The organism is Zobellella maritima (assembly GCF_003075035.1).
Taxonomy (GTDB): Bacteria; Pseudomonadota; Gammaproteobacteria; order Enterobacterales; family Aeromonadaceae; genus Oceanimonas; species Oceanimonas maritima.
Map to the genome: position 1 here is coordinate 767,163 of NZ_QCZE01000001.1, position 16,424 is coordinate 783,586.

Genomic DNA, 16,424 nt, shown 5'->3' on the forward strand with positions numbered 1-16,424 from the left:
AGATACCATGGTGGCAGGGTTCGGGCCAGGACAACATCATCTCGTCTCATCGTGGCGAACATCAGCGCGACTCTCCGTAGGTTCTGGGCTTGGTCAGGGCGTCGATCATGGGCACCGTCATGTTGGCCAGCAGCACCGCAAAGGCAATGGCATCCGGGTAGCCGCCGAAGGTACGGATCAGGTAGACAAGCAAACCGATCAGCACCCCGTAGATCAGTCGGCCTTTAAAGGTGGTTGAGGCCGATACCGGATCAGTGGCGATAAAGAAGGCACCGATCATGGTCGCGCCGGATAACAGATGCATCAAGGGGGAAGCCGCCCCATCGGGAGATGCCAGGAAGCCAATCAGGCTGAATACCAGCAGGCTGGCGAGGATGGCCAGCGGAATCGGCCAGCTGATCAACCGCAGCCGCAGCAGTGCCAGTCCCCCCGCCAGGTAGGCCAGGTTGACCCATTGCCAGCCAACGCCGGCCAGCGCCCCGAAAATCGGGTTGGTGAGAATTTCGGCGCTGGTGTGGCCCTGGGTCAGCCCTGTTTTCAGGGTATCCAGCGGGGTGGCCATGGTGGTGCCGTCGGCCAGCTCACGCAGCTGGTGGGGACTGAAGCCATCCAGGGTAAAGCCGGTAAAGATGGCGGACAGGGTATCCATCAGGGTAAGGGAATGACTCAGCAGCCCGGTCGGGGGCAGCCAGCCGGTCATCGGCAGGGGAAAGGACACCAGCAACAGCACATAGGCGACCATGGCGGGATTAAACAGGTTCTGACCCAGACCGCCATAGAGTTGCTTGGCGACGATAATGGCGAAGGCAGTGCCGATCACCACCAGCCACCAGGGTGCCAGGGGAGGCAGGGCTATGCCGATCAGCAAAGCGGTCAGCAGGGCTGAATTATCCTTGATGGCAGCCATGGAGCGGCCCCTGAGCCTGAGCACCAGGGCCTCGGCGCCATAGGCGGTGAGCACGGCCATTCCTATCTGGATCAGGGTGCCCCAGCCAAAAAACCACCATTGGGCCAGTATCCCGGGGATCAGGCAGTAACCGACCCGCAGCATCAGGGTGCTGGTTGCCAGGCGGGTATGGTCGTGGGGAGAGCTTGTAACATTAAACGCCATTATTGCTCTTCTTTATGGTCTTGGGTGGATGAATCGGCCGCCAGGGCGGCTTTTTTGGCCTTGGCCCGGGCGACGGCCGCGCGAATGGCGGCCTTCTTTGCTGCGTCCGCCTTGCTGTCGTCGGTTTCGCCGGGCGCGGGACTCCTGTCGGCGGGCGGCTCGGTCGCTTCGGTCTGCGCTGCCTTGCGGGCCTTGGCACGGGCGACGGCGGCGGCTACCGCGGCCTTCTTGGGGTCGGTTTCCCCGGCATCGGCGACCGTTTCGCGGCCGGCGGACGGTTCGGTCGCTTCGGGCTGTGCTGCCTGGGCGGTCTTGCGAGCCTTGGCGCGGGCGATGGCGGCGGCCACCGCGGCCTTCTTGGGGTCGGTTTCCCCGGCATCGGCGACCGTTTCGCGGCCGGCGGAAGGTTCGGTCGCTTCGGGCTGTGCTGCCTGGGCGGCCTTGCGGGCCTTGGCGCGGGCGATGGCGGCGGCCACCGCGGCCTTCTTGGGATCGGTGTCTCCGGCCTCGGCGACCGTTTCGCGGCCGTCGGGCGGCTCGGTCGCTTCGGTCTGTGCTGCCTGGGCGGCCTTGCGGGCCTTGGCGCGGGCGATGGCGGCGGCCACCGCGGCCTTCTTGGGATCGGTGTCCCCGGCCTCGGCGGCGGGCTCGCCACTTGCCGCCTCGCTTGATGCAGGCGGTTCCGCCTGGGCGGCTTTGCGGGCCTTGGCGCGGGCGATGGCGGCAGCCACCGCGGCCTTCTTGGGATCGGTGTCCCCGGCCTCGGCGGCGGGCTTGTTGCTTGTTGCCTCGCTTGGTGCGGACGGTTCCGCCTGGGCGGCCTTGCGAGCCTTGGCGCGGGCGATGGCGGCGGCCACCGCATCTTTCTTGGGATCGGCGGTGTCGCCCTGGGGCTCTGCATCCATCCGGACATCGGCTTGTCCGGCGGCGGCCTGCTTCTGTTCTCGCTTGCGACGGGCCTCTTCCTTGCGGGCGGCGCGGGCGGCAGCCATATCCTGCGGTTGCTCGGGGGCGGCCTGCTTGGCCTTGACCCGCGCCAGGGCCTGAGCCACCGGATCCTCTCCGCCGGCGGCCACCTGTTCGGCCATGCGCGCCTTGCGCTCGGCAGCGGCCTTTTCCTGGCGTGCCTGGCGCTCGGCTTTTTCCCGGGCCAGCCGGGCCTGCCGGGCCTCGAAGCGGTGCTTGGCCCGTTCTGCCAGTTCCGCATCCCGTTCGGCCTGGCGGATGTCGGCCTTGGCGACCCGGTAATACTGTACCAGGGGGATCTGGCTGGGGCAGACATAGGCACAGGCGCCGCATTCGATACAGTCGAACAGGTTGTGGTCGTTGAGCTTGTCGTGCTCCTTGGCCCTGGCATACCAATACAGTTGCTGGGGCAACAGGTTGGCGGGGCAGGCATCGGCGCACTGGCTGCAGCGGATGCAGGCCAGTTCGGCCTCCGGCTCCGGCAGTTCCCGCAGGCTTGGCGCCAGCAGGCAGTTGCTGCCTTTGATGATGGGGGACTGGGCGGTGTGCAGGGTAAAGCCCATCATGGGTCCGCCCATGATGATGCGTTGCCGGGGCTCGGGCTCGAGCCGGAACTTGTCCAGCAGGTAGCGCACCGGGGTACCGATACGCACCCAGGCATTGCCCTGCTCGCCAAAGCAGTCGCCGGCCAGGGTTACCACCCGCTGGATAAGCGGCTCATCATCTATGATGGCGCGCTTGACCGCGAAGGCGGTACCGACATTTTGCACGACAATACCGATATCCGCGGGCAGGCCGTTGTGGGGGACCTGTCGGCCGGTGATCACCTCGATCAGCTGTTTTTCACCGCCGGAAGGATATTTGGTGGGCACGGACACCACCAGCACCTCCTGGTTACCGTTGGCAGCCTTCAGGGCGGCGATGGCCTCGGGTTTGTTGTCCTCGATGGCAATTACCGTCAAGGCCGGCCGCACTATATGGCGCAGGATCTCGATACCCTGCAGGATTTCCTGGGCGTGTTCACGCATCAGGCGATCATCGGCGCTGATATAGGGCTCGCATTCCACCCCATTGATGATCAGGGTCTCGATGGCCTTCTTGCGTGGCCGGAGTTTGACATGGGTCGGAAAGCCGGCACCGCCCAGGCCGGTGATGCCGGCCTCATGGATGCGCTCGAGCAGCACGTCAGCCTCCAGCACCCGGTAGTCAGCCACCGGAAAGCGGGGCCGCCACTGGTCTTGGCCGTCGGGTTGCAAAATAATGCAGGGGCCGTCGAGCCCGGAGGGATGGGACAGGGGCCTGGCCTCGATGGCGGTGATGATCCCGGAAGTGGGGGCATGCACCGGTATCATCATGGGATTTAGTGGCTCGGTCAGCGGCTCTCCCTTCAGTACCTTGTCGCCGACGGCCACCCGGATCTGGGCCGGCTGGCCGATATGCTGGCGTACCGGCAAGACCAGCTCGGGCGGCAGTCCGGCGTCGACAATCGGGGTTTGATTGGCGGCGGTTTTTCGTTCGGGCGGATGTATCCCCCCATGGAAGCGATGCAGTTTACCTTGGGTCAAATCGTGCAACAGGGACATCTTACTCTACCTGTTTGATGGCGATGGGTTGCAGTTGCCATTTCCAGTTATCGGGGGTGACGGGCACGGGGATCATTTCGATACAGTCGGTGGGGCAGGGATCCACACAGAGGTCGCAACCGGTGCATTCATCCTTGAGCACCGTATGCATGGCCTTGGTGGCGCCGACGATGGCGTCGACCGGGCAGGCCTGGATGCACTTGGTGCAACCGATGCACATGTCTTCATGGATAAAGGCGACTTTTTTCTCGGGTGAGGCGGCTTCCGCCTCGCCCATCGGCTGGGGCTCGACCCCCATCAGATCGGCAATCTTGCGCATGGTGGCGTCGCCGCCGGGCACGCACTTGTTGATATTGTCGCCCTCGGCCACCGCTTCGGCATAGGGCCGGCAGCCGGGATAGCCGCACTGGCCGCACTGGGTCTGGGGCAGCAGCTCATCCAGTTGTTCGACGATCGGGTCGGCCTCAACCTTGAACTTGACGGCGGCAAATCCCAGGATCACGCCGAAGATCAGGGCCAGCAGGGCCAGTACCAGGATAGCGATTAGAAGGTGACTCATACTACAATTTTACCAGTCCGGTGAATCCCATAAAGGCCAGGGACATCAGGCCTGCGGTGATCATGGCCAGTGCCGCGCCCCTGAAGGGAGCCGGTACATCGGCACCCGCCAGCCGCTCGCGCATGGCGGCAAACAGCACCAGCACCAGCGAAAATCCCAGCGCCGCGCCAAAGCCGTACACCAGGCTTTGCATGAAATTATGACGTTCGTTGATATTGAGCAGGGCCACGCCTAATACCGCACAGTTGGTGGTGATCAGCGGCAGGAAGATCCCCAGCAGGCGGTAAAGGGTCGGGCTGGTCTTGTGCACCACCATCTCGGTGAACTGCACCACCACGGCGATCACCAGAATAAAGGACAGGGTGCGCAGATAGAGCAGGTCCAGCGGCAGCAATATATACTGGTTGACCAGGTAGGAGCAGGCGGCCGCCAGGGTCAGCACGAAGGTGGTGGCCATGCCCATGCCGATGGCGGTCTCCAGCTTGCCGGAGACCCCCATAAACGGACAAAGCCCGAGGAATTTAACCAATACAAAGTTGTTGACCAGCACGGTGCCGACAAACAACAACAGATATTCAGACATGTTCACTCAGCAAGATTGAATCGCTGGCCCATTATCGGACTTTATGGCGCGTTTAACAATGCCGACCGCGGCCGGCAACGGGGGTGATAAGGCCTTGTTGTTCATTAATTATGCCGGCGCCTTGCCGCTCGGCCGGGGGGACCAAGGTCGTGCACAGCGGCATTGGCTTCGTTATGAGAAGGTATTGATCAACATACCGATCACCGCCACGGTACAGAGCAGCAAGGAGCCGTAGTGCATCACCGGTCTGGATACCAGGTGCAGGGTGCGGGCCGCCAGCCAGTTACCGATAATGGCGGCGGGCACCAGCGGCAGGGAAAGCTGCAGGTGGTACAGGGTAAAGTAACCGCCCAGGACCAGGGCCGCGACCGACATCAGGGTGGACACCACGAAGAAGCCGGCCAGGTTGGCGCGGATGCGGTGCATATCGGCACCGTGCATCACCAGTACCATGGGCGGGCCACCGATGGTGGTGCTGGTGCCCATGACCCCCGACAGAAAGCCAGCGATGGCCAGGTTGGTGCGGGTCATGGGCAGGGCGATATCCTTGAGCCGTACCAGAATACCGAGCATGATCACCAGGGCGATCAGTATCGCCAGTATCTGCTGAGAGACCATCGCCAACAGCAAGACCCCGAGGGCACTGCCAGGCACCCGGGCTACCAGGGCCGGCACCAGTAGATTGAGTTCCAGCCCCTTGCGAAAGCGCCAGCCGTTGACAAGGCACATCACCAGCAGCACAAATGACAGGGGGCCTGGCACCAGGTCGGGATCCAGGTAAAACAGGATGGGGGCGGCGATGATCGCCATGCCAAAGCCGATGGCGGTCTGCACATAGGCACCGGTAAGGCAGGCCAGGCCGGCCAGGGCTAAAGTCGTATAGTCCAAGTTCGGGCTCTTCTTGGTTGCATGATTGGCGGATAGGGACCGGCTCGAAACCGGTTAGGAAGATGATAGCAGCAGGCCTGTCGCTAATACCAGCCAACCTGGCGTCTGGCGTCAGCGATTGGTGGCGTTTGGCTTAATCCTGCAGTCGGTATCGGGAAAGAAGGGGTTCGTTCATTAGCTTCGTGGGAGCGTATAGCGGGTTGTGACCGGGATGAGTGTCGGCATTCCCGTGCGGTGCACGGGGATGCCGTGAAGCAGTCACTCAGAACAGGGTATTGGACAGCTGGTACATTTCTTCGTTGAAGGGGCGTTTCAGGTGCTTGATGCAGTCAATGATATCGTGATGCACGATATGATTGTTCTGCAGGCCGACACAGCGGCCACCGTAGCCTTCGAGCAGCAGCTCTACCGCCCTGGCGCCCATGCGACTGGCCATTATCCTGTCCTGGGCGGTGGGGGTGCCGCCGCGCTGGATATGGCCGAGGATGGTCGCCCGGGTATCCCGGCCGGTGGCGGCCTGAATTTGCCGGGCCAGTTCGTTCACATCGCACACGTTCTCGCAGATGGCGACAATGGCGTGTTTCTTGCCTTTGATCACCCCTTCATGGATTTGCTGAAGCAGCTGCTCCTGATCGAAGGCGATTTCCGGCACGATAACGTACTCCGCGCCCCCGGCCACGGCGGCGGAGGAAGTGAGGTCGCCACAGTGGCGGCCCATGATCTCCACCACCGAAATACGGTTATGGGAGCTGCAGGTATCCCGCAACCGGTCGATGGCTTCGACCGCCACATTGAGCGCGGTATCGAAACCGATGGTGTAGTCGGTGCCGGCAATGTCGTTGTCGATGGTGCCTGGGATACCGATGCAGGGAAAGCCCATCTCGGTCAGCCGCATGGCGCCCATATAGGAGCCATCACCGCCGACCACCACCAGGGCGTCGATGCCGTGCTTCTTCAGGTTTTCGACCGCTTCCACGCGGACCTTTTCTTCCTTGAACTCGGGGAAGCGGGCCGAGCCCAGGAAGGTGCCGCCGCGGGTGATCACATCGGAGACGCTGTGCCGGTCAAGCGGTTGGATCTCGTCCCGATGCAGACCCAGGTAGCCGCTGTGAATGCCGAATACTTCCAGGCCGTGATGCAGGCCGGTACGGACCACGGCCCGGATGGCCGCGTTCATGCCCGGGGCATCACCGCCACTGGTCAGTACACCGATTCGTTTAATCATAATAGCCTCGGTATTGCAGGTATCTAGCTTCCGGCACGCCATGACGGCGCACCGGTCAGATCAAGGGAATGTCGGTTTGTGTAGTAAAATTACCAAAAAAACCGACAAAAACTCAAGCCGCTGCGCTAATAATGGCAGCAAATTCGTCTGCCTGCAGGGCGGCGCCGCCGACCAGGGCGCCGTCGATATCCGGCATGGCGAACAGGCCGGCGGCGCTGGCGCCCTTCACCGAGCCGCCGTAGAGGATCTGCACGGCGGTTGCAACATTGTCGTCCTGGCGGGCCAGAAAGGCGCGGATGGCGGCGTGTACGCTCTGGGCAATCTCGGGGGTAGCGGTCTTGCCGGTACCGATGGCCCAGACCGGTTCGTAGGCGATGACCGCACTGGCCAGGGCCTGGATGCCGCTGTGGGCGATCACCGCCTGCAGCTGACGCTCGACCACCTCTTGGGTCTGCCCTGCCTCGAACTGCTCCAGGGTTTCACCTATGCACAATACCGGCACCAGGCCCGCGTCCTGGACAGCGGCGAACTTGGCCGCCACCTGGGCGTCGCTCTCGCCGTGCAGGGTGCGGCGCTCGCTGTGGCCGACCAGCACATATTCGACCCCGAACTCCTGGTACATTGCCGGCGAGTTTTCACCGGTAAAGGCGCCCTGGGTGTGGATATCGGCGTCCTGGGCACCCAGTTGAATGTTACTGTCGGCCAGCTCCTGCTGGGCCTGCCCCAAGAACAGCACGGGAGGACAGACGGCCACCGCCACCTGGCTGGCCGCTTCGGCGGGCCCCTTGAGGGCGGTAAGCAGTTCCTGTACCAGGGTCTTGCTGCCGTTCAGCTTCCAGTTACCCATTACCAGTGTTTGTCTCATGAGTTGTTTCCTTTTGGTTAAATGTCGCCATTATATGGTGTGAATCCGGGGGCGGCCAGCCGGTACGCCCAAAATGATGTAATTTTTCTTCTTTTGTCGGTTTCAAGTCAAGTCGGGGCTTCCCTTAAAAGTAATGCTGCAGCCGCAGCCAGGCGCTGCCCAGGTATTCGTGCCAGGCAGTTTCGCTGCGCCACAGGTAGCGGGCCCGGGGCAGATAGCTGTAGGAGGGCAGCCCGGCCCGGCTTTCCTTGGCCAGGTGGCCGACCGGGGCGGCATGGGGCCGGCTGCCCGCTGCGGCGAACAGGGCCATGGCCCTCGGCATATGGCTGGCGGAGGTCACCAGCAGTGCCTGCCTTTGGTCGATCAGGGGGCTGACCAGGCTGGCCTCTTCCGCCGTGTCCTTCGGTTGCGGCAGCTGCAGCAGGCGTTCGGGCGCCACGCCCAGGGCCTGGGCCACCTCCCCGTAGAGCTCGGCACTGGACATGGCCTCGCCCCCGCTGTAGCCGGTGAGGATCAGCCGGGCCTCCGGATACAGATGCGCCAGCCGGACGCCTTCGGTAATCCGTGCCAGCCCCGCCTGGCTCAGCCGGCTCAACAGCGGCAGGCCGGGATCGGCGACCACCGCCGCGCCCAGCACGATAATATCATCCGGGACCGGAGCGGAGGCCTGCTGATGGGGGGGATAGCGGGATTCCAGGGGGCGGAGCAGGGCATTGGCCACCGGCCGGGTAGCAAGCAGCAGCAAGGCTGTCAGCGACAGCAGCATCAAGGCGCTTCCACTGCGCTTGTGCCTATTTAATAGCATTATCAACCCTAAAAAGCCCAGGACAAGCAGCAGAGGTAGCGGTAATAACAGGCTACCCAGCCATTTTTTCGCCAAAAACATCGTCTCCATGCACGCACACATTTGTTAACCGTATAGGTTGTGCCAGAATAGCCTCCCCGGACTCAGCAAGAAACACCAAGGTGAGAAGAAAAACCAAGGTTAAAAGCAATACCAGCTTTGATGGCAAGAGCCATACCTTTGCGCGCAATATCTACGGTACCACCAAGGGCCGCATTCGGTTGGCGGTGTTGAGCCGGGATATTGACGAACTGCTGACCGGCTTGCCGGATCGGCCGCTGCGCATTCTGGATGCGGGCGGCGGCTTTGGCCCCCTGTCGCAACCGCTGGCGGCGCGCGGGCACAAGGTGGTGTTGTGCGACTTGTCCGGCGAAATGCTGGCGCTGGCCCGAGAGCAGGTCGAGGAAAAGGGACTGCTTGGGCAATTTGAGTTTATTCAGGCGCCGATTCAGTCGTTGAGTGTTGAAGACCTGGGCCAATTCGACCTGATCCTGTGCCATGCGGTGCTGGAATGGGTGGAACAGCAGGCCCGCTTGCTGGCCTGTCTGCAGGCGCTGCTGGCGGACGGCGGTCATCTGTCACTGATGTTCTACAATCGCAACGGCCTCTTGTATCACAGCCTGGTGATGGGCCACTTTGATTACGTACACGCCGATCTGGTCAAGAAACGACGCCAGAAGCTGACACCGGGCTGGCCCTGCAAACCCGATGAGGTTTACCGGTGGCTGGGCGAGCTGGGCTTTGTTATAACCGGACGCAGCGGGGTGCGGGTGATCCACGACTACATGGTGGAGAAGCATATCCGGGTGGAACAGGCGGACGAGGTGATTGCCATGGAGCTGGCGCACGCCCGCCAGGAGCCCTTCCTGCACCTGGGGCGCTATATTCACGTGCTGGCGAAGAAAGGCGACTGAGCATCCTGGAACAAGCAAGCGACGGAGTAAGAGACAGCGCAATCGACACGGCCTATAAGATGACACTCGCTGTTTCGAAAAACAGTTGCCGTTTCTCGATCCCGCGCGCTGCATGGGAAGGCAACTGTCAGGCAATGCCAAGGTGTGCCTGGAGGGGACCGGGTTCGGCTCCGCCAGCCAGCCCATGCGAGGGTCGAAAAACGCGCCTGCTGGTTCGGCATTCCCGTCATCTGGCGGTCAGATGGCATGAACATGCAAACAGGGATTAACGGTGAGTCGGCGGAGTAACGCCTGCACCCTCTGTCCATCGTTATCAAAACAAGAACCGAAGAGAGCTGCGAGATGACGGAAATGTCCCGTACCCTGCCGGACTGGATTGGCTGGGTCAGAGAGGAAAACCTGGGGCTTAACCTGCCCCCGGAACGGCTGGCCTTCCTGCTGGCGATTCAGGTATTCGGCCGCGGCGGAGAGCAGCCACAGCTGAGCGAGGCCGAGCTGCACCATGCTTTCGGCTATGTCAGCAAGGGCTTCGAGCAGGCCGATGACACTCTGGCCAGCCGGGCCAACAACGCCATCAACGATCTGGTGCGCCAACGGCTGCTTAGCCGTTTTCAGGGAGAGCCGGGGGAGGGCGACAGCCGGTACCGGCTGACGCGTCTGGGCGTGGCCATCGTCGAGTTTTTTGCCGCCCAGCGTGAGCTGAGCCAAATCAGGCTTTCTCTGCAGCTGGAGCAGATTGCCCGGGATCTGGACAAGGTGGCCGCGGCCATTGCCACCGATCCGGACCCGCAGGTGTGGGCCCAGGAGGTAGAGGGCCGTCTCAAGTATTCGGTGGCCGAGCAGCTGGCACGTATCGACGACACCCAGCGCGCCATGGACGAACAGCAGAATGCGGTCAAGGCCAACATTGCTGCCCTGCTCAACAAGAACTGGCACGAGGCCATCAGCGCCTGTGAACAGCTGTTGCGCGAAACCGGCCTGACCCTGCGCGAACTGCAGGATACCCTGGACAAGGCCGGCCACGGCCTGCAGCAGAGCCTGCTCAATATCGAGGAGCTGCTGCAGCAGGGCGAACGCGACGAGCCGCTGGCGACCCTGTGCCAGCAGCTGCAGGCCAGACTGGACGCCATCATCCAGTGGGGCAGCCAGTGCATCGAGTTGTGGGCCCGCTATGACCGTCATGTGCACCGTTTTATCCGCACCGCCATCGACATGGACAAGAACCGCGCCTTCAGCCAGCGGCTGCGGGAGTCCATCCGTCAGTTTGAACAGCACAACTGGCGGCTGTGCATCGCCCAGGCTCAGCCGCTGCTGGAACTGCGCGACGAAACCATGGCCGCCTATGCCGAAGAGGTGACCGGCGAGCTGCCGGTCGAACTGGAGTATCAGGACATGGTGGATGTGGCCGCCGAGCTGTCGGGGCGCATCCGCGACCATCTGCAGCCGTTTTCGGTTGCCGGCCGGCCGCTGGATCTGGCCGCCGTGCTCAAGGACTATCTGCACGATTACCCCCATCATCAACATTTCGATATTGCCCGCCTGCTGATCGACGAAGCGGTCAAGCTGGGCCATGCCAACGCCGAATGCCTGGGCGCCGCCCAGCCGGACTGGCAGCGCATCAATGCCCACGGGGCCAAGGTACAAGCACATGTTATCGACCAATACTGAACAAGCCCTGGATCCCAGACTGGCCCAGGCGATTGCCAACCCGCTGTTTCCGGCGCTGGACAACCAGCTGCGTGCGGGACGCCACATCAGTGCCGACGAGCTGGAACAGCATTCGCTGCTGCAGGAGTATTACCCGGAACTGGAAGCCTTCTATCAGCGCTATCATGTCGAACTGGTACGCGCCCCCGAGGGCTTTTACTACCTGCGCCCGCGCTCGACCAGCGAGCTCGGCACCGCCATCCTCTCGGAGCTGGAAATGCTGGTGGGCAAGGTGCTGTGCTACTTGTATCTGAGCCCTGACCGGCTGAGCAACGAGGGAGTGTTTTCCCTGCTCGACCTGCAGGAGGAAGTGTTGACCCTGGCCAACGAAGCGGCGCTACTGCGCATGGTCAACCAGCGTGCCGGCGGCAGTGATCTGGACAGGCGCAAGCTCGCCGACAAGTTGAAGAGCGCCATCCGCCGCCTCAAGCGCCTGGGCATGGTCAGTGCCGTGGGCAGCCAGGACAGGTTTCGCATTAGCGAGGCGGTGTTCCGCTTCGCCGCCGATGTGCGTAGCGACGAAGACCCGCGTGCGCTGCAGTTGCGCATGATTAAGGAAGGCGAGGCGGTAGCCGGCCACGACCAGGAAGAAGAGCAGGAGAACGAGCAGTGAGCACGCCAGAAACGCTTAGCACCTTCAGCAGAGGCAAGTTTCATTCCCTGACCATGGTCAACTGGAACGGTTTTTTTGCCCGTACTTTCGAGCTGGACGCCCTGGTGACCACCCTGTCCGGCGGCAATGGTGCCGGCAAGTCCACCACCATGGCGGCCTTTATCGCGGCGCTTATTCCCGATCTCAGCCTGCTGCACTTTCGCAACACCACTGAGGCGGGCAGCCAGTCCGGCAGCCGCGACAAGGGCCTGTACGGCAAATTGCAGCGCGGCCACTGCTATTCGCTGATCGAGGTGGATACCTCCCAGGGCGAGCGGGTCTGGTTTGGCGTGCATCTGGAGCAGGTGGCAAACCGGGACAACAAAGTCAACCTGACCCCCTTCAGCGTGCAGGGCATCAGGGCGGGCGATACCCCTACCGACCTGTTGTTGCACCGCCTGGACGACGGTCGCGGTCAGGTGCGCTCGCTGGGCGAGCTGAAGGCGGTAGCCCAGCAGGACGGGTTGCGCTTTGATCGCTTCGGTACTGTGTCCGACTATCACAACTTCCTGTTCGACACCGGCGTGACCCCGCGCAAACTCAAGGATCAGCGTGATCGGATCAAATTCTACCGGCTGATCGAGGCCTCCTTGTACGGCGGCATTTCCAGTACCATCAGCCGCAGCCTGAAAGACTACCTGCTGCCGGAAAACGCCGGCATCCGCAAGGCCTTCAGCGACATGGAGGCGGCTATCTTCGAGAACCGCCGTACCCTGGAGGCCATTCGCGAAACCCAGCGCCAGCGGGATCTGTTCCGCCAGTTGATCACCGAAACCACCCATTATGTGGCCGCCGACTATGTGCGCAACAGCGCCGAGAAGAAGCGGTTGTCGGAGCAGGCGCTGACGGCGCGCAAGGCCCTTGCCGAGGAACGTCGTATCCTGGCGGAAGAGCGGGAGCGGCTTGTCTACCTGGCCGACGAGCTTGAGCGGCTGGCCGCCCGGGAGCGTATGCTGACCGAAGAGCTGGACATCGCCTCCGAGCATCTGGCCCGGGTGCTGAGCGGGGTCAAGCTCAGCGAGAAAATCGCCGGCTACCAGCAGGAGCTGGACGAGCTCGAAGAAAAGCTGGCCATTCAGGAAGAAACCCTGGCAGAACTGCAGGATGAACACGATGAGGCGGCAGCCGGCAAGCTGGCGGCCGAAGAAGAGGTGGACAGTCTCAAGAGCCAGCTGGCCGACTACCAGCAGGCCTTGGATACTCAGCAGACCCGCGCCATCCAGTATCGCCAGGCCCGCCAGGCGCTGGGCGAAGCCAAGGTGCGTTGCGGCCTGCCGGAGCTGACTCCCGAGCAGGCGAAAGCCCAGGAGCTGGCCCACCAGCAGCGTGAGCAGGCGCTGACCGCCGTGGTGCTGGAACAACGCCAGCAGCTTTCCCTGGCCGAGGCGGCCCGCGCCCAATATGATCAGGCACTGGCATTGCTGCAGGCCATCGACGGTGAGGCTACCCGGACGTCGGCCTATGCCCGCGCCGGCCAGTTACTGGAGCAGGGGCGGGAATACCAGTCCCTGCTGGCACGGGACGGCGCCATTCGCCGCCAGTTGCAGGACGCCGAACAGGCCGCCGAAAAGCGTGACAAGGCCCGAGCCCTGCAGGACGAGCTGGCCCGCCAGGGCCGGCCGGTGCAGGATAACGCCGAGCTGGAGCTGCAGCTGGCGGAGCTGGACGAACAGAAGAGCGAGCTGGAAGAACAGCTGGCCGACTGCGCCGAAGACAGACGCCAGCTTCAGTCTCGCCTGGGACAGATTGCCCCCCGGGTGAGTGAACTGCGTGCAGCGGCGCCGGCCTGGCACAAGGCCCAGCAGCAATTGGAACGATTGCGTGAGCTATCAAAGCTGCCGCTGACCGACAGTAATGAGGTGACCGCCGCCATGCAGCAGGCGCTGCGCGATGAGCATCAGGCAGAACAAAGCAAGCAACAGGCACTGGCCGCCAAGCAGCGCCTGGAGCAGCAGATCCGCAGCCTGAGCAGTGGCTCGGATGCCGATCCGCGGCTGATTTCTCTGTGCGAGCAGCTGGGCGGCACCCTGCTGGCGGATGTGTACGACGACATCAATGTGGATGATGCCCCCTATTACGAGGCTCTGTATGGTCCGGCCCGCAATGGCATAGTGGTGGCCGACCCCCAGGCGGCGCTGGATCAGCTGCAGGCCCTGGAGTCCTGCCCGGCGGATGTGTATCTGATCCAGGGCAACCCAGACGCCTTCGACGAAGACCTGTTGCACGCCACCGAGCTGGAAGGCGCCATCTGGGTGAAAAATGGTGAACGCCAGCTGCGTTATTCCCGTTTTCCTGCCGAGCCCATGTTCGGCCGCGCCGCTCGCGAGGCGAAAATCGCGCAGTTGAGCACCGAGCTGGAAGCCGTCAGCGCCCGGTACGCCGAGGCCGCCTTTGCCCAGCAGAAGCACAGTCGTCTGTATCACCAGCTGAGCGACTTTGTTGGCCAGGGCATGCAACAGGCCTTTGCGCCCAGCCCCGACGAGGCGCTGGCGGAGCTGGCCGCCCAGCAGGATCAGCTGGAAGAAGAACTGGCCGCCATCGCCGGCCGGCTGGAGCAGTGGCAGGCCCGGCGCCACCAGCTGCGTGAGCAACAGGCGTTGCTGCACAAATTACTGCCGCTGGCGGATTTGTTGACCGATGATGGTCAGCAGCAGCGCCTGGACAGCGCCCGCGAAGAAATGACCCAGCTGGAAATCGCCCGCGACTTTATGGCCGCCCACGGCCAGCGGCTGGGCCGGCTGGCCGAGCAGGTGCAGGTGCTGCGTCAGGATCCCGCCGGTTTCGAGGCCCTGCAGCAGCAGGTGAGCGAAGTGGAAGCCGAGCTGAGTGATGCCCGTGATCGTACCTATGCCCTGACCCAGCTGGTGGCCCGGCTGCCACACCTGGCCTATGCGGATGCCGAACAGCTGCTGGATCAGAGCTCGGCGATGAATGACAGTCTCAAGGCGAAGCTGGTGCAGGCCATCGATGCCCGCCGCAAGGCCGACCTGCGCGCCGAGCAATTGTCCGGCCGGCTGACCGATGCGCTGCAGGCGCGTACCGCGCTGGTAACCGGCCGTGATGCCAGAAACAGCACCCTGAACGAATTCCGCGAAGAGTTGAGCGCCCTCGGCATTACCCTGTCTGCCGATATGGAAGACAAGGCCCGGGAGGCCAAACGGTCACTGGAAAGCGAACTGGTGCATACCCGTGGCAAGCGCAGCCAGACCGAGGCCCAGCGCCAGGTAAGCAAGCGCGAGATAGAATCCCTGAGCCAGCGGCTTGGCAAGGACGGCCAGGGCTATTTTGCTGCCCGCAGGGCACTGGTGGCCCACAAGGCCAGTTGGGCCAGGGTGGCACGGCTGGCGCGGGAACACGATGTGGAGCGGCGCCTGGCCCGGCCGGAACTGGCCTACCTTGATGCGGACGAGTTGCGCTCCATTTCCGACAAGGCGCTCGGCGCCCTGCGCATGGCGGTGGCCAACGATGAAGAGCTGCGCGATGCGCTGCGCCTCTCCGAAGGCAACCGTAGCACCCTGCAGAAGGTGCAGTTCTACATACTGGTGTTCCGTCACCTGAAGGCGCGCATTCGCCACGACATTATCCGGGCCGACGATCCGGTGGAGGCGCTGGAAGAGATGGAAGTGGAGCTGGGGCGGCTGGCGGACGAGCTGCAGTTGCGCGAAGGCCAGTTGTCGTTGTCGTCCGTTGAGGTGGCGGCCAAGATCAACACCATCATTCGCCGAGAGCAGAACCGTATTCGTCAGCTTAACCAGGGACTGCAGAATATCAGCTTCGGCCTGGTGGCAGGGGTGCGGCTGAACGTGAATATCCGCGACACCTACGGCCGTTTGCTTGAAGCGCTGAGCGACCCGGAGGGCCGTCATCAGGACCTGTTCAGCAGCAAGGAACTGAGCTTCTCCGAGGCAATGGGCAAGCTGTTCCAGCGGCTGAATCCGCAATTGGAGCAGAATGATCGTAGCCCGCAGGTGCTGGGCCAGGCATTGCTGGATTACCGCAACTACCTGGATCTGGACATAGAGGTACAGCGCGGCGCCGACGGCTGGCTGCGTGCCGAGAGCGGGGCCTTGTCGACTGGCGAGGCTATCGGTACCGGCCAGGCCATCCTGCTGATGGTGCTACAGAGCTGGGAGGAAGAATCCCGTCACCTGCGTTCGCGGGAGGTGCAACCCTGCCGGCTGTTGTTCCTGGACGAAGCGGCACGACTCGATGCCCGCTCCATCGCCACCCTGTTTGAGTTGTGCGAACGCCAGGACATGCAGCTGCTGATTGCCGCCCCCGAGAACATCAGCCCGGAAAAAGGCACCACCTACAAGCTGATCCGCAAGGTGCACGGCAAGCAGGAGCATGTGCATGTGGTGGGCCTGCGCGGCTTTGCCGGCGAGCCGGTGGCGTAACCGCCGCGACCGCTGGCGGAACCGGCCTCGCGATAATTAACCCAGCCCCGCGGTCGATAGGCCGCGGGGCTTTTTCACAGTGTCACCCTGTCGGTGTCAAGGTATTTGGCACAATGGGGGGGCCCAGCAG

General features: G+C 63.0%; 12 protein-coding genes. 4 read left to right on the forward strand and 8 right to left on the reverse strand.

What is annotated here, in order from left to right; all coding sequences use genetic code 11:
- Positions 1-61: 61 nt before the first annotated feature.
- The 8 genes from rsxD to DCS96_RS03535 form a co-directional block, all read right to left on the reverse strand.
- Positions 62-1,111, reverse strand: a complete 1,050-nt coding sequence (rsxD, locus tag DCS96_RS03500; protein WP_116472957.1) for an electron transport complex subunit RsxD — start codon at positions 1,109-1,111, stop codon at positions 62-64.
- The gene (gene rsxC / locus DCS96_RS03505; protein WP_116472958.1) at positions 1,111-3,660 is read right to left on the reverse strand and encodes an electron transport complex subunit RsxC; all 2,550 of its coding nucleotides are present in this window, start codon (positions 3,658-3,660) and stop codon (positions 1,111-1,113) included. The genes rsxD and rsxC overlap by 1 nt, the downstream gene beginning before the upstream one ends.
- A 1-nt stretch (position 3,661) precedes the next feature.
- The gene (rsxB, locus tag DCS96_RS03510; RefSeq protein WP_116472959.1) at positions 3,662-4,219 is read right to left on the reverse strand and encodes an electron transport complex subunit RsxB; all 558 of its coding nucleotides are present in this window, start codon (positions 4,217-4,219) and stop codon (positions 3,662-3,664) included.
- Between the two features lies 1 nt (position 4,220).
- Entirely contained in the window at positions 4,221-4,802 is a 582-nt protein-coding gene (rsxA, locus tag DCS96_RS03515; RefSeq protein ID WP_116472960.1) for an electron transport complex subunit RsxA, read from the reverse strand.
- A gap of 171 nt (positions 4,803-4,973) precedes the next feature.
- The gene (locus DCS96_RS03520; protein WP_116472961.1) at positions 4,974-5,690 is read right to left on the reverse strand and encodes a sulfite exporter TauE/SafE family protein; all 717 of its coding nucleotides are present in this window, start codon (positions 5,688-5,690) and stop codon (positions 4,974-4,976) included.
- 262 nt (positions 5,691-5,952) lie between these two features.
- Complete coding sequence (pfkA, locus tag DCS96_RS03525; protein ID WP_116474513.1) at positions 5,953-6,915, reverse strand: 6-phosphofructokinase; 963 nt, start codon at positions 6,913-6,915, stop codon at positions 5,953-5,955.
- A gap of 112 nt (positions 6,916-7,027) precedes the next feature.
- Complete coding sequence (tpiA, locus tag DCS96_RS03530) at positions 7,028-7,780, reverse strand: triose-phosphate isomerase (protein WP_116472962.1); 753 nt, start codon at positions 7,778-7,780, stop codon at positions 7,028-7,030.
- A 124-nt stretch (positions 7,781-7,904) separates the two neighbouring features.
- Entirely contained in the window at positions 7,905-8,546 is a 642-nt protein-coding gene (locus DCS96_RS03535; RefSeq protein ID WP_232818174.1) for an ElyC/SanA/YdcF family protein, read from the reverse strand.
- A gap of 200 nt (positions 8,547-8,746) precedes the next feature.
- On the opposite strand from DCS96_RS03535, the gene DCS96_RS03540 reads away from it, so the two are divergent.
- The 4 genes from DCS96_RS03540 to mukB all read left to right on the forward strand — a co-directional run bounded on the left by DCS96_RS03540 (position 8,747) and on the right by mukB (position 16,294).
- The gene (locus DCS96_RS03540) at positions 8,747-9,538 is read left to right on the forward strand and encodes a methyltransferase domain-containing protein (protein WP_116472964.1); all 792 of its coding nucleotides are present in this window, start codon (positions 8,747-8,749) and stop codon (positions 9,536-9,538) included.
- 342 nt (positions 9,539-9,880) lie between these two features.
- Entirely contained in the window at positions 9,881-11,206 is a 1,326-nt protein-coding gene (gene mukF / locus DCS96_RS03545; protein ID WP_116472965.1) for a chromosome partition protein MukF, read from the forward strand.
- A complete protein-coding gene (gene mukE, locus DCS96_RS03550; protein ID WP_116472966.1) occupies positions 11,187-11,858 on the forward strand; it encodes a chromosome partition protein MukE in 672 nt (223 codons plus the stop codon). Before mukF ends, mukE begins: the two co-directional genes overlap by 20 nt.
- Positions 11,855-16,294 carry a chromosome partition protein MukB gene (mukB, locus tag DCS96_RS03555; RefSeq protein WP_232818175.1) on the forward strand — a complete coding sequence of 1,480 codons (4,440 nt, stop codon included), beginning with the start codon at positions 11,855-11,857 and terminating at the stop codon, positions 16,292-16,294. The genes mukE and mukB overlap by 4 nt, the downstream gene beginning before the upstream one ends.
- The last annotated feature ends 130 nt before the right edge of the window (positions 16,295-16,424 follow it).

Excerpts from the sequence above, each read along its gene's own strand:
- tpiA (WP_116472962.1), bottom strand. The coding sequence starts at position 7,780 with ATGAGACAAACACTGGTAATGGGTAACTGGAAGCTGAACGGCAGCAAG.
- rsxB (WP_116472959.1), bottom strand. The coding sequence starts at position 4,219 with ATGAGTCACCTTCTAATCGCTATCCTGGTACTGGCCCTGCTGGCCCTG.
- mukF (WP_116472965.1), top strand. The coding sequence starts at position 9,881 with ATGACGGAAATGTCCCGTACCCTGCCGGACTGGATTGGCTGGGTCAGA.
- pfkA (WP_116474513.1), bottom strand. The coding sequence starts at position 6,915 with ATGATTAAACGAATCGGTGTACTGACCAGTGGCGGTGATGCCCCGGGC.
- rsxC (WP_116472958.1), bottom strand. The coding sequence starts at position 3,660 with ATGTCCCTGTTGCACGATTTGACCCAAGGTAAACTGCATCGCTTCCAT.
- DCS96_RS03535 (WP_232818174.1), bottom strand. The coding sequence starts at position 8,546 with ATGCTGCTGTCGCTGACAGCCTTGCTGCTGCTTGCTACCCGGCCGGTG.
- rsxA (WP_116472960.1), bottom strand. The coding sequence starts at position 4,802 with ATGTCTGAATATCTGTTGTTGTTTGTCGGCACCGTGCTGGTCAACAAC.
- rsxD (WP_116472957.1), bottom strand. The coding sequence starts at position 1,111 with ATGGCGTTTAATGTTACAAGCTCTCCCCACGACCATACCCGCCTGGCA.
- mukE (WP_116472966.1), top strand. The coding sequence starts at position 11,187 with ATGTTATCGACCAATACTGAACAAGCCCTGGATCCCAGACTGGCCCAG.